The sequence below is a fragment of the Streptomyces sp. V2I9 genome (assembly GCF_030817475.1).
Taxonomy (GTDB): domain Bacteria; phylum Actinomycetota; class Actinomycetes; order Streptomycetales; family Streptomycetaceae; genus Streptomyces.
The window spans coordinates 6,206,534-6,228,390 of the sequence record NZ_JAUSZJ010000002.1 but is presented as its reverse complement, the minus strand read 5'-3'; the positions used below and the strand labels follow the sequence as shown (position 1 = coordinate 6,228,390).

The 21,857-nt window shown below is 72.8% G+C and carries 3 protein-coding genes; all 3 read left to right on the top strand.

Annotated elements, in window-relative coordinates:
* The first annotated feature begins 111 nt into the window (after positions 1-111).
* From QFZ71_RS27050 to QFZ71_RS27040, 3 genes are read left to right on the top strand one after another with little or no spacing between them, the layout of a single operon-like run.
* Positions 112-13,332, top strand: a complete 13,221-nt coding sequence (locus QFZ71_RS27050) for a type I polyketide synthase (RefSeq protein ID WP_307670756.1) — start codon at positions 112-114, stop codon at positions 13,330-13,332.
* On the top strand, positions 13,329-18,722 hold the full coding sequence (locus QFZ71_RS27045; RefSeq protein WP_373465159.1) for a type I polyketide synthase: 5,394 nt from the start codon (positions 13,329-13,331) through the stop codon (positions 18,720-18,722). The genes QFZ71_RS27050 and QFZ71_RS27045 overlap by 4 nt, the downstream gene beginning before the upstream one ends.
* 57 nt (positions 18,723-18,779) lie before the next feature.
* Positions 18,780-21,857, top strand: a complete 3,078-nt coding sequence (locus QFZ71_RS27040) for a type I polyketide synthase (protein WP_373465211.1) — start codon at positions 18,780-18,782, stop codon at positions 21,855-21,857.

Below are 21,857 nucleotides of genomic sequence, written 5' to 3'. Positions count from 1 at the left end.
TCAAGTCAGGGATGCCATAGGGGGATTGTTAGGGGATTCGCGCTCCGCAATTCACGCGAGACTCGAAGTCGCGCTCACGCGCTTCTCGCCGTGCCTAGGAGTGATTACCGGATGCTGCGCACAGAACTGATTCGGCCCCTGCCCGAGACCCTGATCGAACACGCCGCCCGACTCGGCGGGAAAATCGCTTTCGCCGATGCCCGGCGTCAGGTCGGCTACGCCGAACTGGAGCAGCGGACCCGGTTCATCGCGGGACACCTGACCGGGCTGCGCGTGCATCCGGGCGACCGGGCGGCGCTGTACCTGGGCAACTGTGTGGAGATGGTCGAGAGCTACCTGGCCCTCACCCGGGCGAACGTGATCGGCGTCCCGCTCAATCCCCACTGCACCGACGCCGAGCTGGAGTTCTTCCTCTCCGACAGCGGCGCCCGCGTGGTGATCACCGACGCCGCCCACGTCGAACAGCTCCGGCGCGTGCTGGGAGACGCCGAGCACCCTCGGATCGTCGTCACCGGCGATCGCCCGGTCCCGGCCGGGACGGTGGCCTTCGAGGCCCTGGCGGGCTCGGAGCCGGAGACCGGTGCTCGGGACGACCTCGGCCTCGACGAGGTCGCCTGGATGCTCTACACGTCGGGGACCACCGGGAAGCCCAAGGGAGTGCTCTCGACCCAGCGCAACTGCCTGTGGTCGGTGGCCGCCTGCTACGTTCCGGTGCCCGAACTGACCGCCGACGACCGGGTGCTGTGGCCCCTGCCGCTCTTCCACAGCCTGTCGCACATCGCGTGCGTGCTGGCGGTCACCTCGGTCGGCGCCACCGCGCGGATCACCGACGGGTACTCGGCCGACGAGATCCTGTCCGTCCTGCGCGAGGAGTCGCCGACCTTCCTCGCCGGCGTGCCCACCATGTACCACTACCTGGTGCAGGCCGCACGGCAGCAGGGGGTGCGGGCCCCGGACCTGCGGGTCGGCCTGGTCGGCGGGGCGGTCACCACCCGGTCGCTGCGGGCGTCCTTCCAGGAGACGTTCGGTGTCCCCCTCCTGGACGCCTACGGCAGCACCGAGACCTGCGGCTCGATCACCATCAACTGGCCCACGGGGGCACGGGTCGAGGGGTCGAGCGGTCTGCCGGTGCCCGGACTCAACGTGCGCCTCGTCGAGCCGGAGACCGGACGTGACGTACCGGCCGACGAGGAGGGCGAGGTCTGGGTCAGCGGTCCCAATGTGATGGTCGGCTACCACAACCGGCCGGAGGAGACCGCCCGGGCGCTGCGCGACGGCTGGTACCGCACCGGTGACCTGGCCCGACGCGACGAGGCCGGCTACTTCACCGTCACCGGCAGGATCAAGGACCTCATCATCCGGGGCGGCGAGAACATCCACCCGGGTGAGATCGAGGACGTGCTCCGGGACGTGCCCGGTGTGGCGGACGTCGCCGTGGCCGGCAAGGCCCACGACATCCTGGGCGAGGTCCCCGTCGCCTTCCTGGTGCCGGGTCCGGAAGGGCTCGACACGGACGCGCTGTTCGCCGCCTGCCGCGAACGGCTGTCCTACTTCAAGGTGCCCGAGGAACTGTACGAGGTCACGCACATTCCGCGTACCGGTTCCGGCAAGGTCACCCGGCGCCTGTTGCTGGACCGGCCCGCCCGGCTCCGGGCCGCCGGCAGCAGTTCCTACGAGCACCTGTTCCGGGCCGACTGGCTGCCGCTGCCGCCGGAGGGGCCGGCCGTCTCCGGCGCCGCCGGTGCAGCGGCGGGCGCGGACCCGGCCGGTCCGCGGTGGGTGATCGCCGCAGAAGGTGACGCGGACCTGGTCGCCGGTCTGGAGTCGGCCGGAGCCGAGGTGACGTGCCTGGTGGACGGGGTGCCGCCCGCCGGGACCGCGCCGGCCGACGTGGTGGTGGTGCCCGCAGGTGCACCGGATGCGGATCCGGCGGGTCTCGTGGCGGACGTGTCCGCCCGTGTGCGGGCGTGGCTGGATCAGGGGTGGCCCTCCCCGGCGCGGTTGGTCGTCCTCACCCGCGGTGGGGTCGCCACCGGTCCGGCCGAGACGCCCCACCCCGCGCAGGCCGCGGTGGCGGGACTGTTACGCGGGTTGCGGAACGGGCACGGCGACCGGCTCGCGCACGTGGACCTGGAGGCGGCGGCCGCCCCCGGTGCCGCGCTGCCCGCGGAGCTGCTGCGTGCCGTGGCGGCGGGGAACGAACCGCAGGTGGCCGTAAGGGCCGGCAGCGTCGTCCGGCCGTCGCTGGAGCGGCTGGCCGTGCGCTCCGGCGGGGAAACGGTGTTCGGTCCGGCGCGTACCGCGGTCGTGGCGGGCGCCGACACGGTGGCCGGTGCTGCGGTGGCACGCCACCTCGTGGCCGGTCACGGCGTCCGGCACCTGGTGCTGATCGGCGAGCGGGGCGAGGACGACCTCTCCGTCGCCGGTCTCGCGGCCGAATTGACCGGGCTCAAGGCGACGGTGACGGTGTCCGGCTGCGATCTCACCGACCGCGCGGCGCTGCGTGAGGTGCTGACGGGGCTGCGCCGTCCGCTCGCCGGTGTGGTGCACGTCCCCACGGGTCCGTTCCGGCTCGCGGCAGCGCAGGCGGCGGCGCTGGACGAGGTGACCGCCACCGTGGAGGGGGCGGCCCTGGTGCTGCTGCCCTCGGCCGCGGGCACGCTGGGCACGGCCCACGCCCCGGAGGAAGCGGCAGTGGCCGCGTACTGCGACGCGCTGGCGCTGCGGCGGCGGGCCGAGGGCCGGGCGGGGCTGTCGGTGTCCGTGGGGCCGTGGGCCGACGAACCGGAGACGGCCCTGCCGTCGGGCGTGGGCACCCTGGCCCTGCGTGAGCTGCTCACGGTGGTCGACGCCGCGCTGATGTCCGGCGAGGCGGCGGTCAGCGCACTGAAGCTCGACCCGATGACGCTGCACGGTGGCGACATCGTTCCGGCGATGCTGCGCGGACTGATCGACACCTCGGCGGGGGTGTCGGCGGACACCGGGCGGGCGGAGGAGTTCCGGGCACGGCTCGCCGGCCTGACCGAGGCCGAGCGGCTGCGAACCCTCGTCACCGCGGTGTGCGACGCGGCGGCGGAGACCGCCGGGCGGGCCCGGGACACCGTGGCACCGCGTCGGGCCTTCAAGGAGATCGGCTTCGGCTCGCTCCAGGCCGTGCAGTTGCGGAACCTCCTGGTGGAGGTGACGGGCCTGCCGCTGCCGGTCACTCTGGCCTTCGACCGTCCGACCCCGGAGGCAGTGGCCCGATTCGTGCTGGACGAGTTGTCCGGTGGTGCCGAGGAGAGCACCACCGCGACGGTGGAGGGCCGCGCTCCGGCCGAGGACGACCCGGTCGTGATCGTCTCCATGGCGTGCCGGCTGCCGGGTGGCATCACCTCCCCCGAGGATCTGTGGACCTTCGTCGACCAGGGTCTCGACGGGATCACCGCGTTCCCCTCGGACCGGGGCTGGGATCTGGCGGGGCTGTACGACCCCGACCCCGAGCGGTCCGGCACGACCTATGTCCGCGAGGGCGGCTTCCTCCAGGACGCCACCGGGTTCGACGCGGACTTCTTCCGGATCTCCCCGCGTGAGGCGCTGGCGATGGACCCCCAGCAGCGGGTCTTCCTGGAGACCTCGTGGGAGCTGTTCGAACGCGCGAGCGTCGACGTCACCTCGCTGCAGGGCAGCCGGACCGGGGTGTTCGCCGGCGTGATGAACCAGGAGTACGACGTGAGCCTCGCGGGCTCGGACGACGACACCGAGGGATACCGGAGCACCGGGACAGCCTCCGCCGTCGTCTCGGGCCGGGTGGCCTACACGTTCGGGTTCGAGGGTCCGGCGGTGACGGTGGACACGGCGTGCTCGTCGTCGCTGGTGGCCCTGCACCTGGCCGCCCAGTCACTGCGCTCCGGCGAGTGCGACCTGGCCCTGGCCGGAGGCGTCGCGGTGATGGCGCAGCCGACCTCCTTCGTGGAGTTCTCGCGGCAGCGGGGGCTGGCGCCGGACGCCCGCTGCAAGGCCTTCGCCGCCGCCGCCGACGGCACCGGCTGGTCCGAAGGCGTCGCCCTCGTCCTCCTCGAACGCCTCTCCGACGCCCGCCGCAACGGCCACACCGTCCTCGCCCTCGTCGCAGGCTCCGCCGTCAACCAGGACGGCGCCTCCAACGGCCTCACCGCACCCAACGGCCCCTCCCAACAACGCGTCATCAACCAAGCCCTCACCAACGCACGACTCCACCCCCACGACATCGACCTCGTCGAAGCCCACGGCACCGGCACCACCCTCGGCGACCCCATCGAAGCCCAAGCCCTCATCAACACCTACGGCCGCCACCGCGACCCCGACCACCCCCTCTGGCTCGGCTCCCTCAAATCCAACATCGGCCACACCCAAGCCGCCGCAGGCGTCGCCGGCATCATCAAAACCGTCCTCGCCCTCCACCACCGCACCATGCCCCGCACCCTCCACATCGACCGACCCACCCCCCACGTCGACTGGACCACCAACACCGTCCAACTCCTCACCCAACCCCGCCCCTGGACCCACACCACCCACCCCCGCCGCGCCGCCGTCTCCGCCTTCGGTGTGAGTGGGACGAACGCTCACGTGATCCTGGAGGAAGCCCCCACCACCCCCGACACCACCACCCACGACGAACCCGACACCACCGACGAAGTCATCACCTGGCCCCTGTCCGCCGCCACCCCCCAAGCCCTCACCGACACCGCCCGACGCCTCCTCCACCACCTCGAACAACACCCCCACCACACCCCCACCCACATCGCCCACCAACTCACCCACCGACCCCACCACCACCACCGCGCCGTCATCACCGCAACCCACCACAACGACCTCCACCGCGCCCTCACCGCACTCACCACCCACACCCCCGACCCCGCCCTCACCACCGGCACCCCCACCACCACCGGCAAAACCGTCTTCGTCTTCCCCGGCCAAGGCACCCAATGGGCCGGCATGGGCGCCACCCTCCTCGACACCCACCCCGTCTTCACCCACACCATCAACGCCTGCGACACCGCCCTCGCCCCCCACCAGAACTGGACCGTCACCGACGTCCTCCGCCAAACCCCCGACGCCCCCACCCTCGACCGCGTCGACGTCGTCCAACCCGTCACCTTCGCCGTCATGACCGCACTCGCCCGCATGTGGCAACACCACGGCATCCACCCCGACGCCGTCATCGGCCACTCCCAAGGCGAAATCGCCGCCGCCCACATCGCCGGCGCCCTCACCCTCGACGACGCCGCCCGCATCATCGCCCTCCGCAGCCAAGCCATCGCCCGCCAACTCGCCGGCCACGGCGCCATGATGTCCGTCCCCCTCCCCCACACCGAACTCACCCCCTGGACCACCCCCCACCAACACACCATCGACATCGCCACCATCAACGGCCCCACCACCACCGTCATCGCCGGCGACCCCACCGCCATCGACGACCTCCACACCCAACTCAACAACCACAACATCCGAGCCCGCAAAATCCCCGTCGACTACGCCTCCCACACCCACCACGTCGAACAACTCCACGAAGAACTCACCCACCTCCTCCACGACATCACCCCCCACACACCCACCACCCCCATGTACTCCACCACCGACACCACCTGGATCACCGGCCCCCACCTCAACGCCGACTACTGGTACCGAAACCTCCGCCAAACCGTCCACTTCCACACCGCCACCACCACCCTCACCGACACCGGCCACCACACCTTCATCGAAATCAGCCCCCACCCCGTCCTCACCCCCGCCATCCAGGAAACCCTCACCCAACACACCACCACCCCCACCACCACCCTCCCCACCCTCCGCCGCAACCAACACGAACCCACCACCTTCCACACCGCCCTCGCCCACCTCCACACCCACACCCACCACACCCCCACCTGGCACCCCACCCACACCACACCCACCACCACCCACACCACCACCCACACCCCCCTCCCCACCTACCCCTTCCAACACCACCACTACTGGCCCGAGCCCACGGCCCCGGACTCCACCGCGGTCGCCGACCCGTACGAGGCACGGTTCTGGGAGGCGGTGGACCGGGCGGACGTGGAGGCGCTCACCAGCACGCTCGACGTCACCGGCGAACGGGACCGCGAGGTGGTCGCGTCCGCTCTGCCGGCTCTGACCGATTGGCGGCGGCGCACGCGGCACGAGCACGCGGTGGAGTCGTGGCGGTACCACGTCGTCTGGCGACGGCTGGGGGTCGTCACCTCGGACCGGTTCTCCGGCACCTGGCTCGCGGTCGTTCCCGCCGGCTTCGCCGAGGACACCCGGGTGACCAGGGTCCTGGACGGTCTGCGGGGCTACGGCGCGGACTGCGTGGTGCTGGAGACCGCGGACGGCGACCGGACGGCGGCGTCCGACCGGCTGGCGGCGGCGGGAGTGGCGTCCGCCGGGTTCAGCGGTGTCCTGTCGTTCCTCTCCCTGGACGAGCGGCCGCACACCGGCTTCCCGGCCGTGCCCAACGGCCTGATGCTGCTGGCCGCTCTGGTACCGGCGCTGGCGGACCTCGGTGTCACCGCGCCGCTGTGGTCCGTGACCATGGGCGGGGCGGAGGCGCAGGACGGTCCGTGGATCGGCCCTGCGGATGCGCTCACCTGGGGGTTCGGCCTGGTTGCCGGGCTGGAGCACCCGCGGTTGTGGGGCGGTTCGGTGGATCTGCCGGCCGAGCCGGACGAGCAGGCGCTGCGGTATCTGGCCGGTGTGCTGCGCGGTCAGGGGGACGAGGACCAGGTCGCGATCCGTCCCTCCGGTGTGTTCGGGCGGCGGCTGGTGCGGGCGGCGTCGGACGGGGCCGCCGGACGGCGGACCTGGACACCGCGCGGGACGGTACTGATCACCGGCGGTACCGGCGGTGTCGGCGGGCAGATCGCCCGCCGGCTCGCCGCCGCCGGCGCGGAGCACCTGCTGCTGGTCAGCCGTGGCGGCGCGGAGGCCGAGGGTGTGCGGGAACAGGTGGCCGCACTGGAGGAGTCGGGCGCCGCCGTGACGGTGGCCGCGTGCGACGTGGCCGACCGGGACGCGCTGGCCGCCGTGATCGAGACCGTACCGGACGACCGGCCGCTGACCGCCGTCGTCCACGCGGCGGGCGCGGGCCAGCAGAGCTCGATCGCCGAGACCTCGGCGGAGGAGTTCTCCCGCATCATCGCGGGCAAGGTGCTCGGCGCCCGGAACCTGGACGACGTGCTCGGCGACCGGCCGCTCGACGCCTTCGTGCTGATCTCGTCCAATGCCGGGGTGTGGGGCGGTGGCGGCCAGGGTGCCTACGCCGCGGCGAACGCCTTCCTCGACGCGCTGGCCCGGCAGCGGCGTGCCCGCGGCCGCACGGCGACCTCGATCGCCTGGGGCTCCTGGGCAGGAGCGGGACTCGGTGCGGTGGACGGCGCCGCCGAGCGGCTCGCCCGGCTGGGTGTGGTCGCCATGGACCCGGAACCGGCCCTGCGGGCGCTGGTGCACGCGGTGGAACACGACGAGACGACCGTGTCGGTCGCGGACATCGACTGGTCCCGGTTCGCCCCCGGCTTCACCGCCGCCCGGCCCAGCTCGCTGCTGAGCGAACTGCCGGAGGTGGGCGCGGCGTTGCGGGAACTGGAGGGCTCGGCGGGCGGTGAGCGGTCCGGTTCGGGCCTCGCCGCTCGGCTGGCCACGCTGTCCGAGGGGGACCGCGAGGCCGCGGTGCTCGACGCGGTGCGGACCCACGCGGCGGCCGTGCTGGGGCACCGTGACACCACGAACGTGGCCGCGGAGACCGCGTTCACGGACCAGGGCTTCGACTCCATGACGTCGGTGCAGCTGCGCAACGCCCTCGTCAAGGACTTCGGGCTACGACTGCCGACCACCCTGCTCTTCGACCACCCGACTCCGCGCGCGCTGGCCCGGTTCGTACTGGACGAGCTTTCCGGCGACGCGGAGGGGGCCACCGCCCCGGCGGCTGCCGGTCCGGCCGAGGACGACCCGGTCGTGATCGTCTCCATGGCATGCCGGCTGCCGGGCGGCATCGCCTCCCCCGAGGACCTGTGGGAGTTGCTGGCCTCGGGTGGCGAGGCGCTGTCCGACTTCCCGACGGACCGCGGCTGGGACATCGACGCCATCTACGACCCCGAGCCCGGGGTTCCCGGCAAGACGTACACCCGCCGAGGCGGTTTCCTCGACGGCGCGGGGGACTTCGACGCCTCGTTCTTCAAGATCTCTCCGCGTGAGGCACTGGCGATGGACCCCCAGCACCGGGTTCTCCTGGAGAGTTCCTGGGAGGTCTTCGAGCGGGCCGGTGTCGATGTCACCGCGCTCCGCGGCAGCCGGACGGGGGTGTTCGCCGGTGGGTTCCACACGGGATACACCATCGGTGCGGACCTGATCGGGGAGGGTGTGGACGGTTACACCTCGCACAACAACCTGCCGAGTGTGCTGTCCGGCCGGGTGGCCTACACGTTCGGGTTCGAGGGTCCGGCGGTGACGGTGGACACGGCGTGCTCGTCGTCGCTGGTGGCCCTGCACCTGGCCGCCCAGTCACTGCGCTCCGGCGAGTGCGATCTGGCCCTGGCCGGAGGCGTCGCGGTGATGGCTCGGCCGTCGACGTTCGTGGAGTTCTCGCGGCAGCGGGGCCTGGCGGCGGACGCCCGCTGCAAGGCCTTCGCCGCCGCGGCCGACGGCACCGGCTGGTCCGAAGGCGTCGCCCTCGTCCTCCTCGAACGCCTCTCCGACGCCCGCCGCAACGGCCACACCGTCCTCGCCCTCGTCGCAGGCTCCGCCGTCAACCAGGACGGCGCCTCCAACGGCCTCACCGCACCCAACGGCCCCTCCCAACAACGCGTCATCAACCAAGCCCTCGCCAACGCACGTCTCCGAGCCCGGGACGTCGACGCCGTCGAGGCGCACGGCACCGGCACCACCCTCGGCGACCCCATCGAGGCACAGGCGGTGATCAGCACCTACGGGCAGGACCGGGAGCAGGGACGGCCCCTGTGGCTGGGGTCGCTCAAGTCCAACATCGGTCACACCCAGGCGGCCGCGGGCATGGCGGGGGTCGTGAAGTCCGTGCTGGCCATGCGCCACGGTGCGCTGCCCCGCACCCTCCATGTGGACGCACCGACACCGCATGTCGACTGGTCGGCCGGCGAGGTGCGGCTGCTGACCGAGGAGGTGCCCTGGCCGGAAGCGGACCGGCCTCGGCGTATCGGCATCTCGGCGTTCGGTGTGAGTGGGACGAACGCTCACGTGATCCTGGAGGAAGCCCCCACCACCCCCGACACCACCACCCACGACGAACCCGACACCACCGACGAAGTCATCACCTGGCCCCTGTCCGCCGCCACCCCCCAAGCCCTCACCGACACCGCCCGACGCCTCCTCCACCACCTCGAACAACACCCCCACCACACCCCCACCCACATCGCCCACCAACTCACCCACCGACCCCACCACCACCACCGCGCCGTCATCACCGCAACCCACCACGACGACCTCCACCGCGCCCTCACCGCACTCACCACCCACACCCCCGACCCCGCCCTCACCACCGGCACCCCCACCACCACCGGCAAAACCGTCTTCGTCTTCCCCGGCCAAGGCACCCAATGGGCCGGCATGGGCGCCACCCTCCTCGACACCCACCCCGTCTTCACCCACACCATCAACGCCTGCGACACCGCCCTCGCCCCCCACCAGAACTGGACCGTCACCGACGTCCTCCGCCAAACCCCCGACGCCCCCACCCTCGACCGCGTCGACGTCGTCCAACCCGTCACCTTCGCCGTCATGACCGCACTCGCCCGCATGTGGCAACACCACGGCATCCACCCCGACGCCGTCATCGGCCACTCCCAAGGCGAAATCGCCGCCGCCCACATCGCCGGCGCCCTCACCCTCGACGACGCCGCCCGCATCATCGCCCTCCGCAGCCAAGCCATCGCCCGCCAACTCGCCGGCCACGGCGCCATGATGTCCGTCCCCCTCCCCCACACCGAACTCACCCCCTGGACCACCCCCCACCAACACACCATCGACATCGCCACCATCAACGGCCCCACCACCACCGTCATCGCCGGCGACCCCACCGCCATCGACGACCTCCACACCCAACTCAACAGCCACAACATCCGAGCCCGCAAAATCCCCGTCGACTACGCCTCCCACACCCACCACGTCGAACAACTCCACGAAGAACTCACCCACCTCCTCCACGACATCACCCCCCACACACCCACCACCCCCATGTACTCCACCACCGACACCACCTGGATCACCGGCCCCCACCTCAACGCCGACTACTGGTACCGAAACCTCCGCCAAACCGTCCACTTCCACACCGCCACCACCACCCTCACCGACACCGGCCACCACACCTTCATCGAAATCAGCCCCCACCCCGTCCTCACCCCCGCCATCCAGGAAACCCTCACCCAACACACCACCACCCCCACCACCACCCTCCCCACCCTCCGCCGCAACCAACACGAACCCACCACCTTCCACACCGCCCTCGCCCACCTCCACGTACACACCCACCACACCCCCACCTGGCACCCCACCCACACCACACCCACCACCACCCACACCACCACCCACACCCCCCTCCCCACCTACCCCTTCCAACACCACCACTACTGGCTCAAGACGGACGGCAAGGCCACCGACATCGGTGCGGTGGGCCTGGACGGCAGCGGCCATCCGCTGCTCGGCGCGGTCGTGCGGCTTCCGGAGTCGGACGCGGCGGTGTTCACCAACCGGGTCTCCCTGCGCACCCAGCCCTGGCTGGCCGAACACGCCCTCTCGGGGACGGTGCTGGTGCCGGGCACCGCGCTGCTGGAACTCGTGTTCCGCGCGGGTGACGAGCTGGGGGCGACCGCGGTGTCGGAGCTGGTGGTGGAGGCGCCGCTGACGCTCCCGGAGACCGGCGGGACGCAGCTGCGGGTCTTCGTCGGAGAGGCCGACGACACCGGCCTGCGGCCGGTCACCGTGCACTCCCGAGCCGATGGCGCCGACGTGGACGCGGCCTGGACCCGGCACGTCGCCGGACACCTCCACACCGAGCCCCGCCCGGCGCCGGCCGTCGGACCGGAGAGCTGGCCGCCCGTGGGCGCCGAACCCGTCGCGGTGGACGGCTTCTACGACGAACAGCGCGCGGCCGGCTTCGAATTCGGCCCGCTGTTCCGGGGCCTGCGGTCCGTCTGGACTCGGGGCGAGGAGGTCTTCGCCGAGGTGGAGCTGCCGGACGACACCGACCTCTCCGCCTTCCTGCTCCACCCGGCGCTGCTGGACTCGGCCCTGCACGCCGCCGCGTTCCTGCCGAGCCGCCGCGGCGAGGAGGCACCGGCCCGGCTGCCGTTCGCCTGGAACGACGCCGTGCTGCACGCGACCGGTGCCACCGCCCTGCGGGTGCGGGTCGGCCCGGTGGGCGCCGACGACATCACGGTGGAGGCGACCGACCCGACGGGCGCCCCGGTGGCCTCGGTCGGCAGCCTCGTCACCCGTCCCGTGGACGTCCACCGGGTCGGCGCCGGGACCGGTGTGGCCGACATGCTGTTCACCACCGGGTGGACGGAGCTCCGGGTGGACGACGCGCGGCCGTCGGCCGAGCCGGTGCCGGACACCGTGCTGGACCTGACGGACAACCGCGCTGCGGACGAGGATCTGCCCCGGCGCTCCAGGGAGCTGGCCACCCGTGCGCTGGAGGCGGTCAAGGCGCACCTGGACACGGCCGAGCCCGCCACCCCACTGGTGATCCTCACCCGTGACGCGCGGCACGACCCGGCCATGGCCTCGGTGTGGGGACTGGCCCGGGTGGCGCAGTCGGAGAACCCCGGACAGGTGGTTCTGGTCGACGTGGACGACACGGCCGCGTCCCGGGCGCTGCTGCCCGCCGCGGTCGCCACCGGTGAACCTCAACTGGCCCTGCGCGACGGTGCCATCCTCGTACCACGGCTGACCCGGCTGCGGCCCGAGGAGGCCGGACCGGCCGGACTGGACGCGGAAGGCACCGTCCTGATCACCGGGGGCACCGGCACCTTGGGCGCACTGGTCGCCCGGCGGCTCGTCACCCACCACGGTGTACGGCACCTGCTGCTCACCAGCCGGCGCGGCTCCGACGCCCCGGAGGCCGGGCGGCTGCGCGACGAACTCACCGCCCTGGGCGCCACCGTGACCGTCGCGGCCGCCGACATCGGTGACCGCGCCGCGGTCGCCGGCCTCCTCACGGGTATCCCGGCGGACCACCCGCTCACCGCCGTGATCCACAGTGCCGCCGTACTGGACGACGGAGTGCTCACCTCGCTGGACGCCGAGCGGGTCGACAGGGTCTTCGGGCCGAAGGTCGACGGCGCCTGGAACCTGCACCGGCTCACCGAGCACCTGGGCCTGTCGGCGTTCGTCCTGTTCTCGTCGGCCTCGGGCACGCTGGGCAACGCGGGCCAGGGCAACTACGCAGCAGGCAACGGGTTCCTCGACGGTCTGGCCGCCTACCGGCGGCGGCTCGGACTGCCCGGGCTCTCGCTGGCCTGGGGCCTGTGGGAGCAGGCCAGCGAGATGACCGGCGCGCTCCTGGACGGCACCCGCGGGCACCTCAAGCGGGAAGTGCTCGCGATGAGCGACGAGGAGGGCCTGCTGCTCTTCGACGCCGCGCTGCGCGGCGACAGCTCTGCGCAGAGCCCCTCCGTGGTGGTGCCGGTCAAGCTCAGCCTCACCGCGCTCCGGCAGTCGGCGAACCCGCCCGCCGTGCTCGGGGACCTGGTGCCCCGCACGCGGCCCACCGCACGGCAGGCCGCCGCCGAGCCGTCGGACTCCTTCCTCGACCGGCTGCGCCGGGTCACCGCGCCGGATCGGTCGAAGCAGCTCGTCGACATGGTGCTCGCGCACACGGCTGCCACGCTGGGTCACGCGGCACCGGAGGCGGTGGACGGACGCCAGGCCTTCAAGGACCTCGGCTTCGACTCGCTGGCCGCCGTCGACCTGCGCAACCGCATCGGCGCCAGTACCGGCCTGCGGCTGCCGGCGACCCTGGTCTTCGACCATCCCACCCCCACCGCGCTCGCCCGCCACGTCGAACAGCAGCTCGGCTTCGGCGAGGAGGAAGAGGGCGGCTCAGGAGTCGACGGGGCGGCCGCCGCGGTCCTCGCCGAACTGCAACGGCTGGAGGCATCGCTCGACCGACAGCTGCTGGAACCCGACGACCGCGCGGAGGTGGCGGGGCGGCTGCGCGAGCTGGCGGCGAAATGGCACGGCGTCGGCGCTGCGGCCGAATCCGACCTGGAGCTGGCGACCGACGAAGAGATCATGCGGCTCGCGGAAGCCGAACTGGACCTGCCCCAGGCCCCGAACGCGTGAAGGAGTCCGCAATGACCAATGACACCAGGCTTCGTGATTACCTGAAGCGCACCCTCGTCGAACTGCGGCAGGCCCGCGAGAAACTGCGGGAGGCGGAGGCCGCTTCCCGGGAGCCGATCGCCATCGTAGGTATGGGCTGCCGGCTGCCCGGGGGCGTCACCACCCCCGAGGACCTGTGGCGGCTGGTCGACTCCGGGACGGATGCCGTCGGTCCCTTCCCCGACGACCGCGGCTGGGATGTGGCGGGCCTGTACGACCCCGACCCCGACGCGCCGGGCAAGGCGTACGTCCGCGAGGGCGGGTTCCTGCACGACGCCGCCGGGTTCGACGCGGAGTTCTTCGGCATCTCCCCGCGCGAGGCACTCTCGCTCAACCCGCAGCAGCGGCACCTGCTGGAAGTGTCCTGGGAGACCATCGAGCGGGCCGGCATCGCCCCGACCTCCCTGCAGGGCAGCCGGACCGGGGTGTTCGCCGGCGTGATGTACCACGACTACGCCCCGCCCCTGCGGGAAACACCCCCCGAGGTCGAGGGTCTGCTGAGCATCGGCAACTCCGGCAGCGCGGCCTCGGGCCGGATCTCGTACACCCTGGGGCTGGAGGGTCCGGCGGTGACGGTGGAGACGGCGTGCTCGTCGTCGCTGGTGGCCCTGCACCTGGCCGCCCAGTCACTGCGCTCCGGCGAGTGCGACCTGGCCCTGGCCGGCGGTGCTGCCATCATGGCGGCGCCCGACACACTCGTGCATTTCTCGCGGCAGCGGGGGCTGGCGCCGGACGCCCGCTGCAAGGCCTTCGCCGCCGCGGCCGACGGCACCGGCTGGTCCGAAGGCGTCGCCCTCGTCCTCCTCGAACGCCTCTCCGACGCCCGCCGCAACGGCCACACCGTCCTCGCCCTCGTCGCAGGCTCCGCCGTCAACCAGGACGGCGCCTCCAACGGCCTCACCGCACCCAACGGCCCCTCCCAACAACGCGTCATCGACCAAGCCCTCACCAACGCACGACTCCACCCCCACGACATCGACCTCGTCGAAGCCCACGGCACCGGCACCACCCTCGGCGACCCCATCGAAGCCCAAGCCCTCATCAACACCTACGGCCGCCACCGCGACCCCGACCACCCCCTCTGGCTCGGCTCCCTCAAATCCAACATCGGCCACACCCAAGCCGCCGCAGGCGTCGCCGGCATCATCAAAACCGTCCTCGCCCTCCACCACCGCACCATGCCCCGCACCCTCCACATCGACCGACCCACCCCCCACGTCGACTGGACCACCAACACCGTCCAACTCCTCACCCAACCCCGCCCCTGGACCCACACCACCCACCCCCGCCGCGCCGCCGTCTCCGCCTTCGGAGCCAGCGGGACGAACGCTCACGTCATCGTCGAAGAGGCACCCGCTCCACCTGACTCCGCCGACGCCGAGCCCGGTTCCGCCGCCGTCGAGATGGTCGCCTGGCCGCTCTCGGCACGAACGCCGGCCGCCCTCGCGAGAACGGCCGGACGGCTGGCCGACCACCTGGCCGCCGCCGAGGACATCGAGGCGTCCCGCACAGCCCGTGCGCTCGCCACCACCAGGGCCCACCTGGACCACCGTGCCGTGGCCGTGGGGGCGGACCGGGAAGAGGTGCTGGAGGGGCTCCGGGCGTTCGCGGCCGGCGCCTCCCCCGACTCCGTGGTGACGGGACGGGCGGGCACCGGGAGGCTCGCGTTCGCCTTCTCCGGGCAGGGAAGCCAACGGCTCGGCATGGGCCGGGAGCTGCACCGGCAGCTCCCGCCGTTCGCCGAGGCGTTCGACGAGATTTGCGCGGAGCTGGACAAGCACCTGACCACTCCGCTGCGCGAGGCCGTGTTCGCGGAACCCGGCACGCCCGCCGCCGGGCTGCTCGACACCACCGCGTACACCCAGCCCGCGCTGTTCGCACTGGAGGTCGCTCTCGCCCGGGTGCTGGCCGACTGGGGGGTGCGGCCGGACGTCGTGGTGGGACACTCCATCGGCGGGATCGCCGCGGCGCATGTCGCCGGAGTCCTCTCGCTCACGGACGCGGCCGTACTGGTCACCGCTCGGGGCCGGCTGATGCAGGCCCTGCCCGCCACCGGAGCCATGGTCGCGTTCAGCGTGGGCGAGGAGGCGATACGGCCGTTGCTGGCCGGGCACGAGGACGCCGTCTCCCTCGCCGCCGTCAACGGACCGGAGTCGGTCGTGCTCTCCGGGGACGAGGACGTGGTGCTCGCCCTCGCGGAACGACTGCGCGAGCAGGGGCACCGCACCAAGCGGTTGGCCGTCAGCCACGCCTTCCACTCGCCCCACATCGACGCGATGCTCGACGCGTTCGGGCGGGTGGCGGCCGGGCTGGCGTACAACGCCCCCGTCGTCCCGGTGGTCTCCGACGTGACCGGTGAGCCCGCGGACCCGGCCGAACTCGCCGGTGCCGCCTACTGGGTCCGGCACGCCCGCGCCGCCGTCCGGTTCAGCGATGCCGTGCGCACCCTGGAGAGCACCGGGGTGACCACGGTCCTGGAGCTGGGGTTCGGCGACACGCTCGCCGCACTGGTGGGGGACAACAGCGAGACCATCGGCGCCGTTCCGGCGCTCCGCCGCGGCCGGCCGGAACTGCGGTCACTGACCGACGCGCTCGCCCGGGTGTACGTCCGCGGGCACCCGGTCGACTGGCCGGCTCTGTACCCGGCGCCCGGCGCGCACCCGCCGCTGCCGACCTACCCGTTCGAGCACCGGCGGTTCTGGCTGGAGCCGGTGCGTACGGCCGATCTCGGTGCCGTGGGCGCGGCCCCCTCGGGGCACCCGCTGCTGGGCGCGGCGGTCGCGTTGCCCGGGTCGGACGGGGTGGTGTTCGCCCAGTGCCTCTCCCCGGCGTCCCACCCGTGGCTCCGTGAGCACATCGTCGCCGGGGCCATGGTGGTCCCCGGTGCCGCTCTGGTCGAGGCGGCCGTCCGGGCGGGCGACGAGGTCGGGGCCGGCACCGTCGACGAGATGGTGATCGAGACGCCCGTGGTGCTCCCCGAGGACCGCGCTCTCCAGCTCCGGGTGACCGTGGGGGCGAAGGAAGCGGACGGGCTGCGGCCGGTGGCGTTCCACTCCCGGCCCGACGGGGCCCGGGACGCCGAGTGGATCCGGCACGCGACCGGATTCCTGTCCGGGACCCCGGTGACCGGCGCGGAACTGCGCGACTGGCCGCCCGCCGGAGCGGAGCCGGTGGCGCTGACGGACTTCCACGATCGGCTGACGGAGACCGGCCTGGAGCTGGGTCCGCTGTTCCGGGGGCTGCGAGCGGTCTGGGCCGGGGGTGACGAGGTGTTCGCCGAGGCGGAGTTCCCCGGCGACGGTGTGGAGGACTTCCTGCTGCACCCCGCGCTGCTGGACTCGGCGCTCCAGGCGGCGGCCTTCGCCGCGGGGGCCGGGGAACGGGGGACCGCGCTGCCGTTCGCCTGGAAGTCGTTCGCCGTGCACTCCTCGGGCGCCACAGCGCTGCGGGTGCGGATGCGCACCGGCGACGGCGTCATGAGCCTGGACATCGCGGACGCCACCGGCTCCCCCGTGGTCACGGTCGGTTCGTTGGCCACCCGGCCTCTGGACCCGGACCGCATCGCGGAAGCCGGGCGCTCGGACGACCGGCTGCTCGCTCTCGACTGGGCCACGGTCCCTCTGCCGGACAGCGGAGCCGCGCCCGCCCCGCAGCGCGTTCTCGATCTCACCGAGCCGGTGACCGGCGGGCCCGTGCTCCAGGCGCGCGGTCTCGGCGTCCTCGCCCTGGAGGGCCTCCAGCGGAAGCTGGCCGAGCCCGGCGGCGAGCCGCTGGTGGTGCTGACCCGGGACGCCCGGCGCGACCCGGCAGCGGCCACCGTCTGGGGCCTGGTCCGCTCCGCACAGCTCGAACACCCCGGCGAGTTCGTGCTCGTGGCCGTCGACGACGACTCCCGCGATCTGCTTCCGAACGCCCTCGCGGCCGGTGAGCCTCAACTGGCGCTCGCGGAACGCACGTTGCGCGTGCCCCGACTCTCCCGCACTCCGGCCGTTCCGCCCGGCCGGGACAACCGGTCCGGCGGGGGCCGCACGCTGGACCCGACAGGCACCGTGCTGATCACCGGCGGCACCGGCGCCCTGGGTGCCCTCGTGGCCCGTCATCTGATCGGCGAACACGGTGCCCGGCACCTGCTGCTGGTCAGCCGGCACGGGCCGAGCGCCCCGGGCGCGTCCGAACTGCACGCCGAACTGACCGCGTTGGGCACCTCGGTGACCATCGCGTGCTGCGACGTCTCCGACCGGCAGGACGTGGCCCGGCTGCTGGCGACGGTCCCCGCGGAACACCCGCTCACCTGCGTGGTGCACACCGCCGGGGTGCTCGACGACGGTGTCGTCTCGGCCCTGACCCCGGAGCGGATGGACACCGTGTTCCTCCCCAAGGCGGAGGGCGCCTGGCACCTGCACGAGCTGACCCGTGGCGCCGACCTGGCCTCGTTCGTCCTGTTCTCCTCCGCCGGCGGCACGCTCGGCAGCGCCGGCCAGGGCAACTACACCGCCGCCAACGCGTTCCTGGACGGCCTCGCCGCATACCGCGCCGGCCTGGGCCTGCCCGCGGTCTCGGTGGCGTGGGGGCTGTGGGAACAGGACAGCGAGATGACCCGGTCGCTGCGGGACGGCGGGGCGGGCTCCCGCGACCGGTACGTCCTCCCGCTCCCGGCGGAGCAGGCGTTGCGCTCGTTCGACGCGGCGGTGTCCGGCGAGGCCGCGGCGGTGCTCGCGGCGAGGTTCGACCTGGCCGCGGTGAAGCGCTCGCCCGCCGTGCCCGCGGTCCTGCGGGGCCTGGTTCCTCAGGACCGCCCGACGGCCCGGCGGGAGCAGGCGTCGGAGGGCTCCTTCGTCCGGGAACTGGGGCGACTGACCACCCCTCAGCGGCTGCGCCGGCTGGTCGACCTGGTCCGCTCGCAGGCCGCGCACACGATCGGGCACGAGGACGCGGACGCCATCGACCGGGAGCGGTCGTTCAAGGAGATGGGGTTCGACTCCCTCGCCGCCGTGGAGCTGCGCAACCGGATCGCCGCGGCGACCGGCGTCCGGCTTCCGGCCACCCTGATCTTCGACTACCCCAACCCCGCGGTCGTCGCTCGGCAGTTGGCCGAACGGCTCTTCCCGGAGCCGGTGGACGACGAGGACATCGACGGGCCGCGCGAGGAGCGGCTGCGCGAGGTGCTGGCGTCGGTGTCGCTGGAGCGGCTGCGGGAGCTGGGTCTGCTGTCCGGGCTGCTGCGGCTGGCGGACGAGACCGGCGGACCGGCTCCCGCCGACGGCTCCCCGGCCGGGGAGCCGGTGAGCGAGATCTCGACCATGAGCGTGGAGAACCTGGTCGCCAGGGCTCTGGGCGAGCGCCACCCCTGACGGTCACCGACGATGGAGAAGAACATGAGCACGCACGACAAGACGGTCGTCGAGGCGCTGCGCGCGTCCCTCCTGGAGAACGAGCGCCTGCGCCGGGAACTCACGGTGGCCACCGACCGGGCCGTCGAGCCCATCGCGATCGTGGGCATGGCATGTCGGCTGCCCGGCGGCGTCCGTTCTCCGGAGGACCTGTGGGAACTGCTGGAACGCGGCGGGGACGGCATCACCCCCTTCCCCGAGGACCGCGGGTGGGACGTGGAACGCCTCTACGACCCGTCGCCGGACTCCCCCGGCAAGAGCTACGTCCGCGAGGGGGGGTTCCTGCACGACGCCGGTGACTTCGACGCCAGGTTCTTCGGCATCTCCCCACGGGAGGCGTTGTCGACCGACCCGCAGCAGCGGCTGTTCCTGGAGGCGACGTGGGAGGTGTGCGAGCGGGCCGGCATCGACGCGCACTCCCTGCGCGGCAGCAATACGGGTGTCTTCGCGGGCGTGATGTACCACGACTACGGAACCGGGCTCGCGGCCACCCCGGCCGAGGTCGAGGGGTTCCAGGGCGCCGGTGTGGCAGGCAGCCTGGTCTCGGGCCGGACCTCGTACTGCTTCGGTTTCGAGGGACCGTCCGTGACGGTCGACACCGCTTGTTCGTCGTCGCTGGTGGCGGTCCATCTGGCCGCCCAGTCGCTGCGCTCGGGCGAGTGCGACCTGGCGCTGGCGGGCGGTGTGGCGGTGATGGCCCAGCCGAACACCTTCGTGGAGTTCTCCCGGCAGCGCGGGCTGTCACCCGACGGGCGGTGCAAGGCGTTCGCCTCCGCCGCCGACGGTACGGGGTGGTCCGAGGGCCTGTCCCTGCTGCTGCTGGAAAGGCTCTCCGACGCGCAGCGCAACCGTCATCCCGTCCTGGCCGTCGTCCGGGGCAGCGCGGTGAACTCGGACGGCGCGTCCAACGGCTTGACGGCGCCCAACGGCCCCTCGCAGGAACGGGTGATCAGACGGGCCCTGGCAGCGGCGGGCCTCACCGTCGCGGACGTCGACGCGGTCGAGGCGCACGGCACCGGCACCAGGCTGGGCGACCCCATCGAGGCCCAGGCCCTGATCAACGTGTACGGCCGGGGGCGGAGCCCCGAGCGGCCGCTGTGGCTGGGCTCCCTGAAATCCAACGTCGGCCACACCCAGTCCGCCGCCGGGGTCGCCGGCATCATCAAGACCGTACTGGCGATGGACCACGGCACCCTGCCGCGGACCCTGCACGTCGACGAGCCGAGTCCGCATGTCGACTGGTCGGCGGGGACCGTGCGGCTGCTGAGCGAGGCGCGGCCCTGGCCGGATACCGGGCGGGCCCGGCGCGCCGCCGTGTCGGCGTTCGGCGTGAGCGGGACCAACGCGCACATCGTCATCGAACAGGCCCCGCCCGCTCCCGGTGCGGGCGAGGAGACGGGCCCGGCCACGGAACAGGACGACACCCCGGTTCCCTGGGTGCTCTCCGCGAGGACACCGACCGCTCTGGCCGCACGTGCGGAGCAGTTGGTGCGGCACGTGGAGGCGCACCCGGAGCTGGACACCGCGGCTCTCGGCCGTGCGCTGGCGACGGGCAGGGCCGGACTGGAGCACCGGGCGGTGCTGGTCGGCGGCGACCGTGCGGAACTTCTCGCCGCCGCCCGGCGCGTCGCGGAGGGCAAACCCTCGCCGCGTGCGGTGACCGGCAAGGTGGTACCGGGCCCGCTCGCGTTCCTCTTCTCCGGCCAGGGCAGTCAGCGGCCGGGGATGGGCCGTGAACTGCACGCCGACTTCCCGGTGTTCGCCGCCGCCTTCGACGCGGTGTGCGAGGAGCTGGACGCCCGGCTGCCGCGGCCGGTCCGGGAGGTGGTGCTCGCGGACCCGTCCTCCGAGCGGGCCGCACTGCTGGACCGTACGGAGTTCACCCAGCCGGCCCTGTTCGCCTACGAGGTGGCCCTGGTACGGCTGCTGGCCTCATGGGGGGTGGAACCGGACATCGTCGCCGGGCATTCCATCGGGGAACTGGTCGCCGCGCATGTGGCCGGGATGCTGTCGTTGAGCGACGCGGCGACCCTGGTGGCGGCCCGCGCCCGGCTGATGCAGGCGTTGCCGGCCGGCGGAGCCATGGTGGCCGTGGCCATGGGCGCCGAGCAGGCCGCGGAGGTCCTGGCCGGCCATGAGCACGAGATCAGCATCGCCGCGGTCAACGGACCGGCCTCGGTGGTGCTGTCAGGGGCCGAAGAGCCTGTGCTCGCCATCGTCGAGCGGCTGCGGGCCGACGGCCACCGCACCAAGCGGCTCCGCGTCAGCCACGCCTTCCACTCCCCGCTCATGGAGCCCATGCGGGAGGAGTTCATCCGGGTGGCGAGTGAACTCTCCTACAGCGCGCCGCGCATCCCGCTGGTCTCCAACATCACGGGACGGCTCATGGAGCCGGGCGAGCCCCCCACACCGGAGTACTGGGCCCGCCATGTGCGGGCGACCGTCCAGTTCGACGCAGGCGTGCGCACCCTGGAGGCCGAGGGCGTCCGCACGTTCCTGGAGGTGGGACCCGCGGACACGCTCACAGCCATGGTCCAGGAGAGCCTGACCGGACTCGGCGACGCGATCCCCGCCGTACGGCGCGGACAGTCCGAGACCGCGTCCCTGCTCACGGCGTCGGGACGGCTGCACGTGCGCGGCCACGACCTCGCCGTCGCACCGAACCGCGACCACCTTCCCCTGCCCACCTATCCGTTCGAACGCAAGCGCTACTGGTTGGAGAGGACCGTCATGCCCCAGGAAGACCTGGCCGCACCCCCGCAGGAACCGGAAGGGGAGGACGCGGTGAAGACACCGGAGCTGCCCCTGGTGGACCGGCTGTCCGACCGCCCCGCCGAGGAGCGCCGTAAGGAGCTGACCCAACTCGTCATCGAGCTGGCGGCCGCCGCGCTGGGACACGAGACGACGGAGGAGTTCGACGAGGAGACCGGATTCTTCGATGTCGGGTTCAGCTCACTGACCGCGGTGGAGGTCCGCAACCGGATCAACGACCTGTGCGGTCTGGAGACGACCCCGATGCTGCTGTTCGACCACCCGACCCCTGCCATGCTCGCCGAGCACCTGGACGGGCTTCTCTTCACCCCGCAGAACACCTGA